General features: G+C 35.6%; 10 protein-coding genes. 7 read left to right on the plus strand and 3 right to left on the minus strand.

Annotation, left to right across the window (positions count from 1 at the left end; translation table 11 throughout):
* Positions 1–470: 470 nt before the first annotated feature.
* Positions 471–1805, minus strand: a complete 1335-nt coding sequence (gene brnQ / locus NST98_RS16170) for a branched-chain amino acid transport system II carrier protein (RefSeq protein WP_340715553.1) — start codon at positions 1803–1805, stop codon at positions 471–473.
* Between the two features lie 230 nt (positions 1806–2035).
* Here brnQ and NST98_RS16175 point away from each other — a divergent pair, with 230 nt between their 5' ends.
* Complete coding sequence (locus NST98_RS16175; RefSeq protein ID WP_340715554.1) at positions 2036–2971, plus strand: C40 family peptidase; 936 nt, start codon at positions 2036–2038, stop codon at positions 2969–2971.
* Positions 2972–3280: 309 nt separating this feature from the next.
* Complete coding sequence (locus NST98_RS16180) at positions 3281–3796, plus strand: C40 family peptidase (protein WP_340715555.1); 516 nt, start codon at positions 3281–3283, stop codon at positions 3794–3796.
* Between the two features lie 351 nt (positions 3797–4147).
* Here the strand turns inward: NST98_RS16180 and NST98_RS16185 are convergent, their stop codons facing one another.
* The gene (locus NST98_RS16185; RefSeq protein ID WP_340715556.1) at positions 4148–5044 is read right to left on the minus strand and encodes an accessory Sec system S-layer assembly protein; all 897 of its coding nucleotides are present in this window, start codon (positions 5042–5044) and stop codon (positions 4148–4150) included.
* Positions 5044–7404, minus strand: a complete 2361-nt coding sequence (gene secA2, locus NST98_RS16190) for an accessory Sec system translocase SecA2 (RefSeq protein WP_340715557.1) — start codon at positions 7402–7404, stop codon at positions 5044–5046. The genes NST98_RS16185 and secA2 overlap by 1 nt, the downstream gene beginning before the upstream one ends.
* A gap of 252 nt (positions 7405–7656) precedes the next feature.
* Here secA2 and NST98_RS16195 point away from each other — a divergent pair, with 252 nt between their 5' ends.
* The 5 genes from NST98_RS16195 (at position 7657) to NST98_RS16215 (ending at position 14205) form a co-directional block, all read left to right on the plus strand.
* Entirely contained in the window at positions 7657–8772 is a 1116-nt protein-coding gene (locus NST98_RS16195) for an IS4 family transposase (protein WP_340715558.1), read from the plus strand.
* Positions 8773–9095: 323 nt separating this feature from the next.
* A complete protein-coding gene (locus NST98_RS16200; RefSeq protein ID WP_016837967.1) occupies positions 9096–10160 on the plus strand; it encodes a glycosyltransferase family 4 protein in 1065 nt (354 codons plus the stop codon).
* Between the two features lie 429 nt (positions 10161–10589).
* Positions 10590–12212 (plus strand): peptide ABC transporter substrate-binding protein, encoded by a 1623-nt coding sequence (locus NST98_RS16205; protein WP_340715559.1) that lies wholly within the window; start codon positions 10590–10592, stop codon positions 12210–12212.
* Between the two features lie 125 nt (positions 12213–12337).
* Positions 12338–13270, plus strand: coding sequence for an ABC transporter permease (locus NST98_RS16210; RefSeq protein WP_016837969.1), 933 nt, complete (start codon positions 12338–12340; stop codon positions 13268–13270).
* Between the two features lie 41 nt (positions 13271–13311).
* Positions 13312–14205, plus strand: a complete 894-nt coding sequence (locus NST98_RS16215; protein ID WP_238536185.1) for an ABC transporter permease — start codon at positions 13312–13314, stop codon at positions 14203–14205.
* Positions 14206–14207 lie beyond the last annotated feature (2 nt).

The raw sequence follows: 14207 nt of genomic DNA on the forward strand, positions 1-14207 counted from the left end.
TCTTCTTTCTAGATATATCCATTATAGCAATTGACTTTTCGTAATAGAATTGAATATTAATACGTTTGTAAAATTTTGATAGAGTCTGGTTGTTTCTTGGTGAGTGAGAAGGATAATGAGGAAATAGATTGAGATGCCCTTCCCAAGAGAAACGAAATATAAATAATTCAACATCGATAGATTATGTAAATCTTTAGTGGAGAAAAGACAGAAATTGAGGATTTTATATGTATAAGAAAGAATAGAATAGTTTGTCTTCTTTAATACACCATATGTACATTGAAGTGTAATTAAAACGAAAAGTTCGTTGTTTTTGAAATATTTTTGTAACAATAAATTGGGTGTCTAGAAAGCCAAAACCTTTCTAAACACCCTTATTTTTTCATTATCTTGATTTTTACTAAATTTTTGCTTCTGCGGTAGTTTCATCGCAAAGGATTTGTCTAAATATGAATTTTCAGACAGTTTAATTATTTAGCATGTTTTGCAGATTTAGTAATTAAATGAATCCCCCAACCAATCACTAATCCAACTATTGCAGGAAGTAACCATCCAAGACTTTGACTGTGTAATGGTAATGAACTTACAATATTTGCATACCACTTAATTTCAAATCCTGCCCCTTGAATTCCATCGTATAAGCTTACAAAAGCAGTGGCAATTAGAGCAAGACTGTAAACGATTGGTGCTCGGTTCCATGCTTTATCGAACATCACCATAAACATGAGTACGATTGCAATAGGGTAAATAAATAATAAAACTGGTAAAGTAATCGCGATTAATTTCGCTAATCCAAAGTTGGAAATGAAGAATGAAAATACTGTAAAGATTACAACTAATAATTTATAAGATGCTTTTGGGAAGATTTTAGCGAAATATGTGGCATTCGCTGTAATTAATCCCACAGAAGTAGTGATACAAGCAAGAATGATGACTAATGATAAAATGATGCTTCCTCCACTACCATACAATGCTTTGGATGCAGCTGAGATAACGCTACCACCTTCATTAAAATAGCCTATAGCTGATGGACTTGATGCTCCAATCCATGATAAAGAAACGTAAACAAATGCTAATCCAATGGCTGCTATAATTCCTGCAAAAATTGTAATGGTTACTTGTTTGGCACGAACTATGATGCCTTTTGCTTGAATGGATTGCACGACAACGATTCCGAATACAAGGGAAGCGAGCACGTCCATTGTTAAGTAACCTTCAACAAACCCTTTTGAAAATGCTTTTGTAATATAATCTCCATGTGCTTCTTGAAGAGGACCCAATGGAGTAATCACACTTTTTAGTGCAAGCAACAGGATGACAATCAATAATGCTGGAGTTAATATTTTTCCAATACGGTCAACTAATTTTGTTGGGTTTAATGCTAAATATAAACTAATAGCAAAATAAATAAATGAACTTATAAATAATGGTACCCAGCTATCAGCTTGTGCATCAGATAAGTAAGGGGCAATACCGATTTCATATGTAACTGCGCCTGTACGAGGAATCGCAAAAAGCGGTCCAATTGATAAATAAACGACTGATGTAAAAATAACACCAAACCAAGGGTGAATGCGACTAGCTACTTCTTGCAAATCCCCGCCATTCTTTGCAACAGCTACGATACCTAGAAGCGGTAACCCCACTCCAGTAATAAGGAAACCGATCATTGCAGGTACGATGTTTTCTCCTGCCAGTTGCCCTAATAGCGGTGGAAAGATAATATTACCAGCTCCTAAAAATAGAGCGAACAACATAAATCCTACAGCTAAATGGTTTTTTACAAGATCTCCTAAGTTTTTCATAGTTGCATTTTCTCCTTTATTTTCGAATAGCGGAAAATTTCTAAAAATAATAAATAATTAGAACGGTAACAATGTCGAATTATATCATTTATCGTCGAGAAAGACAAATAATATTTTTGGATATTTTAAGAATTCCTTACTTAATGTTTAATTATTTCTAAAAAATTATTAGTTTTTAGCCGAAATATTAAGTATGATATAGTTAATCTTTTTATAAGGAGGGAGATAGAGTGTACCGGCGAAAAAAGTCGATTGTATTAATAAGTGCGGGTTTGTTGGCAAGTTGTATTTTCGCCCAAAGTGTTTATGCATCCACGGAAAGTGATAAAATCAGCGACAAAAAAGCACTTGAACATTTTAACATAAAAAATAACGTTTTACCTAATAATTTTTCGTATATCGATCGTTCTAAAACGAGAAAAGAAACTTTATCTAAAGCTAGAATGACAAAATTAAATATTCCAGATCGACAACTTGCCTCTCAAATTACATATAAAGTGGTTAAAGGTGATACTTTAACAAAAATTTCCAAAAAATTCAATGTGACTGTTGAAGACATGATGAATTGGAATCAGTTAAGTTCTGCTGATGTGATATATGCTGGTCAAATATTGACAATTTATTCATCCTCTCAATCTCTAAATCATGAGGAGCAGGGAGACTTACCTAACCAACATATCGAGAATGAAGTGAAGAATCCCCCGCATGATGAATTGTTAGTTGATGAAGTAATTAAAAAACAGTTAGAAAAAGAACAGATGATTGATAAGGATCCTTCAGAAAAAGGACAAGCTATATATAACAAAGTGTTGGAAATTGCTAATGCTCAACTAGGTGTACCTTATCTATTTGGGGGAAATACACCAGAAGGATTTGATTGTTCTGGATTTATACGGTACGTTTTTGCTAATGCGGGATTGGATATTCAGCGAAAAAGCAGTGAAGACTATTTTAACCAAGATACCACTGTAGTAAAAAACCCAGTTCCTGGCGACGTGATTTTCTTTAAAAATACGTACAAAACAGGCATATCTCATATGGGGATATATTTAGGGGACGGAAAATTCATCCATGCAGGAGACAATGGAGTAGAAGTATCGAACGTTAATTATGACTATTGGAAGAAACATTTCGTGACATATAAACGGTTTAAAGGAATTAATTGACAATTTTATCGTGTTTTTATAAAGGGTATTTCTTCTATCAAAGTAGAAAAATACCCTTTTAATGTTATAGAAAAATACAAGTTACAAATATTACGCAATAATAGAGGATTTCTTAGATTCTCTTTCGATATATTCGTAAAATAGATTTACAAATTCATTACAGTAAGAAGCTTTGTGGCCCCGGTTAACAAGTTTTATTCAGCCGATATCGTGAATGTTCGATGTCATGTGAATGTAAATGAACTGTAATGTTACTACAGACCGCCACATGTTACACTTTTTATAATTGAATTTTCTGACTAATTCACGATGGAGGGTACAATCATTTTCCAAAAGAATATTCAACAATTGCTTTTGGCAACTGTGGCTGGTGTAGTCATTTGTTTATCTCCTATAGCAGTTGGTGCAACGGAAAAGAATTCAGCAGATTTTAATTCAACGGAATTGCGGGAGACTGCAAGTAAATATTTAGGGATAAGATATTTGTATGGAGGAACGTCAACAAGAGGCTTTGACTGTTCAGGATTTGTCAGAAAAGTATTTAGTGATTTAGGGATAGAATTGCCCCGTACCGCAAAGGAAATGTATGAGATTGGGGAGCCAGTGAAGATTGGTGAAATTCGGCCAGGAGATTTATTGTTCTATAATACATCAGGGTCAGGAATCTCCCATGTTGCGATTTATTATGGTGATGGTAAAATGATTCATGCTCAAACAGGAGAAGGGGTAAGTTTATCGAACTTCTTTGATCAATACTACTGGTATGACCGTTTTGTAGGGGCTAAGCGTGTGGCGGATGTGGAATTGATTTCTGAGGGAAATTAAAATTTTATAGATATATTATTTTGGGGAAATAAAAAGTAGAGAGGAACCTATTTTTGTGGGTTCCCCTTTTTAATTGTCTGTAAATAACCACTCCTAAATTTAGAAATATTTTACTAATCTCAGAAAAAGTGCATCAATACAGAAAGGAAATGGATTAAAACGCCAAAAGAAAAGATACAAAAAAACTTTAGAAGTTCAAAAATAAAATTTTAGAAAAAAGATAAATTGAAGAAAAGCAAAAGAGCGGAAAATTAAGTTTAAATTTTAACCCGTGTAAAAATGTTATTAGCTGTAAGATATAATACAATACAAAAAACGCGTAGAAGCATGATTGCTCTACGCGTTACTTTTTTATTGCGGTACGACAGCTTTCCAGCGAGATAAATCTGCACCTTCTGCATCCACTAATTCTGGTGGGAAAACAAATGTCCACGGTTTCGTTGTACGAGCTTTGATTGTTAAAGGTGGATTTAATGTAAATGATCCTTTTGCAATTTTTTTGCCGTTCGCGTCAATTATTTCTAATGGTAATTGTTCAACATTGATTGCACGATCATTTCCATTTCGAATGAAGATGGATACAGATAAGCTCTTATCATCACGCAATTTTGCTTGTAAACCAGTGAAGTTTACTTCATTATGGCCTAGTTCTGGCAGTTTGCTTACCACTTTTGCAAGCAATTCTTGTTGTTCGATTGGAAGCTGCTTTTTCCAAGATTCATCTAAATCCAGCGTATGTTCTTTTAATGTGTTTAAGTTAAAGGCAATTTTCCAACCTTCGCCAGGAAGTTCGTCCGTTTCGATATATTTCTTTTCAAAAACGAATACCCATGGACGGCAGCTTTCTGGTGGGAGAGTACCCAATTCTTTAAAATCAAATATTTTTCCAGCTAAGCGTTTATTGTTTTTATCTAATATAAGCAGCCCAATTTCCCCTAATTCAATATTGTGGGGGATTGATGAGCGGAAGAACGCACGTACGTACCAAGTTCCTGTTTTTTTATCTTCATCGATATCAATGGCTGCAAGAGACAATTGATTTGGACGTAGCGGCACTAATTGGTTTGCTAAAAAGCTAAACACGTATTTTTGTTCTTGCGGTACTTTCCAATCCGGATGAAGTGATAGTTTTGTTTTCACTAATTTTTTTTCGGATGATTCTTCAATTCCTTCAATTAAATTACTTGAGTCGATTGCACTGTCTGTTCCAACTTTATCGGTTTTCTTAAAAAAATCAAAAAGCCCCATTATTCATTTTCCTCCTCTTTTCGGCGAATGTTCATAAATTTCATCAATTCTGTAACGATTTGGACGCGAAGTTCCTGGAAGTTCTTACCGAATAACTTGAGTCCTTCTCGCTGATAGATTCGCATTGGATCTTCACCTTGATAGCTGCGTAAGCCGATGCCTTCTTTTAAATATGTCATTTGTGCCAAGTGATTTACCCACATGCGATCAATGAAGCCGAGCATTACTTGTTGTGAAATGCTAAGCACTCTTTCATCGTTCTCGAAGGATTGGATAAATTCTTTTAATTGCAAGTAACCAGGTTCTACTTGGTCGAAAATGTGATTAACTTTTGCTACTGTACGGTCTAATGTGATTTTCTCTAAGTAGAAGGAGTTTAATGTTTGTTCTATTGCATCAAAATTCCATTCATCGTGGCCAATTTCTTCATCAGCATTATCGCGGACAGCAAAGTCGATTGCATCAAAGAGCATTTTTTGAATGATTTCGATAATGTCTTCTTCGTGTAGAACTTTATCTCTTAAAGTATACAATATTTTTCGTTGCTCATTGATGACATCGTCTAATTTTAAGTTGTATTCGCGCAATGCAAAGTGAGCGCCTTCAACAATCCGTTGTGTACGGTCAATTAATTCTTGTACATCTTTGTTTTGAATTTGCTTTTTCTCATCAACGACCATTTTTTTCTTGAATTTTTCAACGTCTTCTTTAGCGAAACGACGGAACATATCGTCTTCCAATGAGATGATGAATCGGGTTTCCCCAGGGTCTCCTTGACGACCGGAGCGCCCGCGAAGCTGATTATCAATACGACGGCTTTCATGCTTTTCTGTTCCGATTACATAAAGACCGCCAAGCTCTGGAACCCCTTCTCCGAGTTTAATGTCCGTACCGCGTCCCGCCATGTTTGTTGCAACCGTAATTCGCCCTTTTTGTCCTGCTTGAGAGATTAATTCCACTTCTTGTTCAACTGTTTTCGCATTGAGTAGTTGGTATTCTAGTCCATATTTATCTAGATATTTTGCCACTTCTTCCGATTGTAGAATGGAAGTTGTTCCGATTAGTATTGGTTGTCCTTTTTCTTGGCGTCGTTTTGCTTCTTGTGCTACGTATTCGTATTTTGCATCCCGCGTTTCGAAAACGATGTCTGGTTGATCAATACGAATGACTGGACGGTTTGTTGGAATTTGAACAACTCGCATGTTATATACTTCAATGAATTCTTTTTCTTGCGTTTTTGCAGTTCCAGTCATTCCGGCAAGTTTAGGGTACATGCGGAAGTAGTTTTGGATAGTAATTTGAGCTTGTGCTTTATTTTCAGCAGTAATCGTGACGCCTTCTTTTGCTTCAATGGCTTGGTGTAAACCGTCTGATAAAGAACGTCCTTCAAGGATTCGGCCAGTAAACATGTCGACTAGCTCAATTTTATCATCTTTCACAATGTAGTCCACGTCGCGTTCGAACATCACGTGGGCACGTACCGCTTGAATGACGTAGTGGTACAATACTTGATGATCTAAATCGTATAAGTTATCAACGCCGAAAGCTTCTTCAACTTTGTCGATTCCTTGATCTGTAAGAGAAGTAGCTTTTGTTTCTTCATCGAATTCATAATCTTCATCTTTTTTGAAGGTTTTTGCAAGCATGGCAGCAATACGGTGCAGTTCTTCTTGAGAAGGAGTTTTCCCAGCAATGATAAGTGGAGTTTTTGCTTCATCAATTAGAACAGAGTCTACCTCATCAATGATGGCAAAATGGTATGGCCGCTGCACTTTATCTTCCACATTACGAGCCATGTTGTCACGTAAATAGTCAAAGCCAAATTCCGTACCGACACCGTATGTAATGTCTGCATTGTAAGCTTTTTTCTTTTGCTCTAAATCCATCATTGGCAAGTTCAAACCAACTTTTAAGCCAAGGAATTTGTGAATTTGACCAATTAATTCGAAGTCCCGTTTTGCCAAGTAATCATTGACAGTGATAACATGAACCCCTTTTCCTTCGAGGGCTCTCACATAAGAAGGAAGAGAAGCAACTAAAGTTTTCCCTTCACCAGTAGGCATTTCAGCTATATTTCCTTCTGTTAGAACGAGACCACCAATTAATTGAACGTCAAAATGTCGCATGTTGAGGACGCGTTTTGATGCTTCTCGAACGACAGCAAAGGCATCAGGTATGATATTTGTTAAATCTTCACCATTTGCAAGGCGTTCTTTAAATTTTACAGTCATATTTTTAAGCTCATCATCAGACATCGATGAGTATGTAGCTTCGAGTTGATTAATTTTTTCTACTATTTTATAGTAATGTTTTAATTCTCGTTTACTTGTTCTTTCCTTATTTTTGAAAATTGAGAACATTTTTTTACGCTCCTTTTGTGGTCTAAATAAATATAGACACCTTTGTTATTCTATCAAACTTTTGAATGTATGACTACTTCAATCACGGGGAAAATAAGTATGAAGATATTGTCACTAGTGTTGCATTAATTTAATTTTAATATTAAAAAGACTCACAATCTTCACTTATTTTATTTTGTGAAAAGAAAAAGTCCTTTATAATGGATAAGTCAGGTGGTAACCCGTCCAAATCCACTAAAAAGGACCCAACTCATGGACAAGATTACACGAAAAACTTCATTTGGACAATGGTTTTCGCCAATAAATCTTCAATTATTTGAAGAACAGGTGAAAACGATGAAATTAGATTACTATACGAAAAAATTAACGACAGAGTCATTTCTAAAATTACTGCTTTTTGCGCAATTGGAAGAAATCGAAAGTCTCCATGCGCTAAGCGATTGCCTTTTTGATGACCAACTTCAAAAAGGCGTCGACCTTAATTCTATTAGTATTTCACAGTTGTCACGGCGATTAAATGGTATAAACCCAGATCTATTTCAAAAGCTTTTTCTTGATTTAGTCGCAAAAATTCATGCCAAAACACAATACACAAAACGGGTCATGCCTTTAAAAATCATTGATTCAAGCACATTGCCACTTAATTTGACCAATCATAAATGGGCGAAGTTTCGCAAAACAAAGGCTGGTGTAAAGCTGCATTTGCGCCTTGTGTTTATGGAAAAGGGGATATCCTATCCTGAAAAAGCTTTGATGACAACGGCAAGAGAACATGACCGTGGACAGCTTGAAATCATGGTGGATGACAAGGAATGCATGTATGTGTTTGACCGTGGCTATCTAGACTATGAGCGATTTGATCGTATGACGGATGACGGCTACTTCTTTCTTTCCAGACTACGGAAAAACGCTGTTATACGGGAAGTTTATGATTTTAAACTACCCGAAGATACGAGTGTTTTGTCGGATCAAATGGTATTGATTGGCACAACTCAAAACCGTGCTGAAAATTACTTTCGCCTTCTAAAAGTGATGGATTCAAAAGGAAATGAACTCCATTTAATCACAAATCGTTTTGATTTAAGCGCCGAAGAAATTTCCGAGATGTACAAATCACGATGGGCTATTGAACTGTTTTTTAAATGGATCAAACAACATCTCAGCATCAAAAAATTCTATGGTCAAAGTGAATGGGCGATTCAAAATCAAGTATTTATCGCACTTATTGTTTTTTGCCTACATGTTCTGGCACAAATCGAAACAAATAGTACGCGAAAAACCTTACAAATTAGCCGTTATTTAAGGGCTGCATTGTGGAAACCAGCGCATATCTGGCTTCGAAAAATTGAAGGAAAAGCCATCCCTTAATAAGTAAATTGTCGTCGTCGCACAGGTCTAATTGTCAATAAATTTCCAAATGGATGGTGTCACCTTTAATTGGGTATTTACCTTTTTGGCTCTAAACAGGAAAAATAATAAAACTGAAAATTACGACAATATTTATGCAACACTAGTGATATTGTAATCATTAGTATTTCCAATATTGTCTTTTTATAGTAATTTGATTGATGATTCATTTTTATTGGATATTTAATTACATTTTAAAGGAAAGACTAGGTTTTCTTATTTATTCATGCTATAATATCTTAGGTTTAATAATAAATGGAATTCTTTTTCTAAGGAGGATAGACATGGTTTACGTGTCTTTAGCAGTGGCGCTAGTCGCGTCCATAATACTGACTCCGATTGTTAGACGATTAGCGTTTCGCATAGGTGCTGTGGACGCACCGAATTATCGGAAAGTGCATCAAAAAATAATGCCACGTCTAGGTGGTTTAGCTATATTTTTATCCTTTTTAATAGGACTAGCGATACTAAGACCGGAAAGTCCTCGATATGAAAGTTCATTAATGCCTTTATCGATTGTATTAGGTGCTTTGGTAATTGTTATTACTGGTATTTTAGATGATAAATATCAAATAAGTGCAAAGGCAAAAATGTTAGGGCAAATTGTTGCCGCTTCCATTGTTATTTTTATGGGCGGTGTGCAAATTGACTTCATTAACTTGCCTTTTGATAACGGTATTTTAAATTTTGGATTATTGAGTATTCCGTTAACACTATTGTGGATTGTTGGAATTACGAATGCGGTAAATTTAATTGACGGTTTAGATGGACTAGCAGCAGGCGTGTCAACGATTGCATTAATTACTCTTGCAACGATGGCCTATATTATGGGCAATGGATTTGTACTTGCCGTTGCTGCAATATTAGCATGTAGTACGATTGGATTTTTATTCTTTAACTTTCATCCGGCAAAAATTTTTATGGGCGATACGGGTGCACTGTTTTTAGGATTTATGATTGCTGTGCTTTCATTGTTAGGTTTTAAAAACTTAACGTTAGTATCATTCATTATCCCAGTTATTTTGTTAGGTGTGCCGATTTCAGATACATTCTTTGCAATCGTGCGTCGCGTACGCAATAAGCAAAAATGGTCGGATCCAGATAAATCTCACTTGCACCATTGTTTAATGAAAATGGGATTCTCTCATCGACAAACGGTATTGATTATCTATGGAATTGCAGTAATGTTTGGAATTGCATCTATCATATTCTCTATGGCAAAACTTTGGGGAGCAATTCTTCTTATCACTGTTATTTTAGTTGCCATTGAATTGTTTGTAGAAGTAATAGGTCTTGCGGGCAAAAACTACCGACCGCTCATTAATTTAGTGAAGATGTTTAGTAAATAATCGTCAATTTGTATAGAGTTATATTGAATAGATAAGAAGAGGTTGAGATAAAAGAATTTTCAACCTCTAATTTAAAGGGGAGTTGTTTAACACAACTCTCCTTTTACATTTTCAACCGGTTTTTCCTCTCGTAGTGTATTTTTAATTTGTGGTTATTCATGCGTGGCCGATTTCTTTTTACTTTCGATTTCCCTCGGACTGAAAATTGTGTGAAATCCAAAATAGCATTTGGAATCCAAAAACTTATAACTGAGAACAACCTTTTCCGTAAAAAATAGTCAATCATGACAAGAAAAATCATGGTTGACTTTTTTATTAGCTAGAGCTATGTTCCAAGGAATTTTTTAGAAATAAGCATATTAAGCTAAGATTGTTATTAAAATGAAATAGAGTAACATGAAATATTGAAAAAATGAGTGGGGGGAAAATATGAAAAAGAAGTATTTGCTATTCTTAGTAGCGCTATTAACACTTAGTTTTGTGCTAGGTGCATGTAGCGGAAGTGACAACAAAGAGGAAGGAAGCGATTCTTCAGGGAAAAAAGAAATTAATTTAGTGATTCCTTCTGAGCCGCCTTCATTACATCCAGGACTTGCAACTGATAACACTTCTAGTGCAATACTCATTAATGTATTTGAAGGGTTAACAACTCACAAATATGGAGAAGTTGTGAATGGAGCAGCAGAAGAGATTACAGTCAGCGATGACCAACTGACTTATACATTCAAATTACGTGATAATAAATGGTCAAACGGAGATCCTGTAACGGCACATGATTTTGAATTCGCTTGGAAATGGGTATTAAATCCTGAAAACGTTTCCGAATATGCTTCAATCCTTTACCCAATCAAAAACGCAGAAGCTTACCATAAAGGTGAAGCAACAGCTGAAGATGTTGGTGTGAAAGCGGAAGACGACAAAACTTTAGTTGTAACATTGGAACAACCGATACCTTATTTCTTGGAATTAGTTGCATTTAAAACATATTACCCAGTAAATAAAAATGTAGCGGAGAAAAATCCGAAATGGTACACAGAAGCTGGAGAAGATTATGTAACAAACGGTCCATTCTTATTAGATTCATGGAACCACGACAAAGACATTACATTAAAGAAAAATCCAGATTACTGGGATGCTGAACATGTCGCACTTGATCAAGTAAATATAACAATGGTTGAATCTGAACAAACAGCAGCTACAATGTTTGATAATGGTGAAATTGATTTCATAGGTTCTCCTTACCAAACAGTAGCGTTGGATGCAATCGATCAATATAAAGCAGAGGGAATTTTAAATATCGAAGACTATGCAGCCATTTACTTGTACAAATTCAATACAACAGATGAACTTCTGAAAAACCAAAATATTCGTAAAGCTTTAGCTCTTGCAATTGATCGTCAATCATTAATCGACAATGTAACAAAAGGTGAACAAAAACCGGCACTAGGTATGGTACCAATAGCAATTAAAGGATTTGAAGAAGATCGCGGCTACTTCAAAGATAATGATGTTGAAGAAGCGAAAAAAGCTCTAGAGGAAGGTATGAAAGAGCTAGGAATTAAAGATCCAAGCGAAATTAATATTAAAATTTCAATTAATACAAGTGAAGCGCATTCTGCAATCGCACAATTCATTCAAGAAAACTGGCGCAAAAACTTAGGAATTAACTCAACAATTGATAATTCAGAATGGCAAGTTTTCTTAGACAAACTTTCAAATTTAGATTACCAAGTTGGACGTCTTGGTTGGATTGCAGACTTTAACGATGCATACACATTCTTAGAGCCATATGATTCTGCAGAAAACGGCAACAACGATACAGGTTGGGAAAACCCAGAGTATACGAAACTATTAAGAGAAGCGAATCAAGAAACGGATGAAGAAAAACGTCTTGCAATGCTTAAACAAGCAGAAGCACTTATTATTGATGAAATGCCAGTAGCTCCAATTTATTACTACACAAATCTATATGTTGCAAAGGATCATGTGAAAAACATGAAGCCGGATAACTTAGGTTACATTTATTTAAAATATGTAGATATTGAATTATAATTGGTCAATTTAAAAAATTTATTTTAATAGTTGTAAAGGCTGCTGAAATCGATTTCATTGATCAGAGGCAGCCTTTTGCTATTTTTTAGGTGTCCACGGGATTTTTATATAAAGGAGGGAACACTTTGCTAAAGTACATTATCAAAAGAATTATTCATATTTTAATTGCTTTATTTATTATCATCACGGCAACCTTTTTCTTAATGAAGGCAGCGCCTGGTAATCCTTTTGCAAGTGAAAGGGATTTTCCGCCTGCAATAGAAGCCAATTTAAAAGCGAAATATGGACTGGACAACCCTTGGTATATTCAATATAAAGATTATTTACTCAATACGCTGACTTTTGACTTTGGAGAGTCAATGAAATATAAAAACCGCTCCACTAACGATATTATTGCGGACGGGTTTCCTGTTTCGTTAGCCCTTGGACTTGAAGCCATGTTCATTGCGGTTGGAATAGGGGTATCACTTGGCATCATTGCAGCATTTTATCATAATCGTTTCTTCGATTATGCTGCCTCGTCGCTCGCTGTTTTAGGAATATCAATCCCGTCCTTTGTATTAGCTGGATTAATGCAATACTTTATCTCCTTAAAATTAGGTTTGTTCCCTGTAGCAGGTTGGAATGGATTTAAGTATACCGTCTTGCCAGCATTAGCGATTGCATTAACACATGCAGGTTATATTGCAAAATTAGTTCGTTCAAGCATGTTAGAACAAAACAATAGCGAATATGTAAAATTAGCTCGCGCAAAAGGGCTTGGCAAATGGACGGTTGTATTTAAACATACGTTGCGCAATGCATTAATGCCTGTTATCACGTATTTAGGGCCTTTAACAGCCGGGGTTGTAACAGGAAGTTTTATAGTAGAACAAATTTTTGCTATTCCTGGATTAGGTAGACATTTCGTTCAAAGTATTACAAACCGGGATTATACAGTGATTATGGGCACAACGGTATTCTATGCAATTATTTTAATGTTCGCAGTTTTAATAGTAGACATTTTATATACTCTCATTGATCCGCGCATTAAGTTGAAAGGAGGAGCAAAAAAATAATGGCAAAGCAGCATGAAACGATTGACAATTTAACTCCAGAAATGTTTACAGTAGTTGGGCCCCGATTAGAAGAAAGCGATAAAATGACAAAAAAGTCTGTATCTTTCTGGAAAGAAGTATTCCTCCGATTTAAACAAAACAAATTAGCGGTTTCGGGCGTAATTATTCTGTTCATCATTGTACTACTGGCGACATTTGTACCAGAATTTTCACAATATAGTTATCGTGATCAATTAGGTGTTTATAATGAAGCGCCTTCAAAGACTCATTGGTTTGGTACGGATGATTTAGGTCGGGATGTATTTGTTCGTGTATGGTATGGTGCACGCATTTCATTATTTATTGGTATTACGGCCGCTATCATTGATGTAATCATCGGTGTTTTATGGGGCAGCATTTCAGGTCTGATTGGCGGACGTGTAGATGACATAATGATGCGTTTTGTCGATATTTTATCTGCCATCCCTTACTTATTAGTGGTAATCATTTTACTTGTTGTAATGGAACAAGGTCTTCTTCCAATGATTATTGCTTTATCGATTACAGGTTGGGTAAACATGGCGCGAATTGTCCGTGGTGAAGTTTTATCGATTAAAAATCGAGAATTCGTACTAGCCTCAAGAACACTTGGAGCAAGTACTTGGCATTTAATTATCCGCCACATTATACCGAATGCTTTAGGTGCGATTCTTGTAACAATGACATTGACAATTCCAACAGCAATATTCACTGAATCTTTCTTAAGCTTTTTAGGTTTAGGTGTAACTCAACCGGTTGCTAGTTGGGGAACGATGGCATCAGAAGGTATGGGTGGTTTAAGAATAGCCCCTTGGCGTTTATTCTTCCCTGCATTCTTCATTTCCTTAACAATTTTTGCTTTTAACGCAATTGGTGATGGTTTACGCGATGCACTTGATCCAAAATTACGAAAGTAGAA

Source organism: Ureibacillus sp. FSL W8-0352 (assembly GCF_038004345.1).
Classification (GTDB): Bacteria; Bacillota; Bacilli; order Bacillales_A; family Planococcaceae; genus Ureibacillus; species Ureibacillus thermosphaericus.

Bases quoted from the DNA above. Each gene is read 5' to 3' on its own strand.
- brnQ (WP_340715553.1), bottom strand. From the start codon at position 1,805: ATGAAAAACTTAGGAGATCTTGTAAAAAACCATTTAGCTGTAGGATTT.
- NST98_RS16180 (WP_340715555.1), top strand. From the start codon at position 3,281: ATGGAGGGTACAATCATTTTCCAAAAGAATATTCAACAATTGCTTTTG.
- NST98_RS16185 (WP_340715556.1), bottom strand. From the start codon at position 5,044: ATGGGGCTTTTTGATTTTTTTAAGAAAACCGATAAAGTTGGAACAGAC.
- secA2 (WP_340715557.1), bottom strand. From the start codon at position 7,404: ATGTTCTCAATTTTCAAAAATAAGGAAAGAACAAGTAAACGAGAATTA.
- NST98_RS16195 (WP_340715558.1), top strand. From the start codon at position 7,657: ATGGACAAGATTACACGAAAAACTTCATTTGGACAATGGTTTTCGCCA.
- NST98_RS16200 (WP_016837967.1), top strand. From the start codon at position 9,096: ATGGTTTACGTGTCTTTAGCAGTGGCGCTAGTCGCGTCCATAATACTG.
- NST98_RS16205 (WP_340715559.1), top strand. From the start codon at position 10,590: ATGAAAAAGAAGTATTTGCTATTCTTAGTAGCGCTATTAACACTTAGT.
- NST98_RS16215 (WP_238536185.1), top strand. From the start codon at position 13,312: ATGTTTACAGTAGTTGGGCCCCGATTAGAAGAAAGCGATAAAATGACA.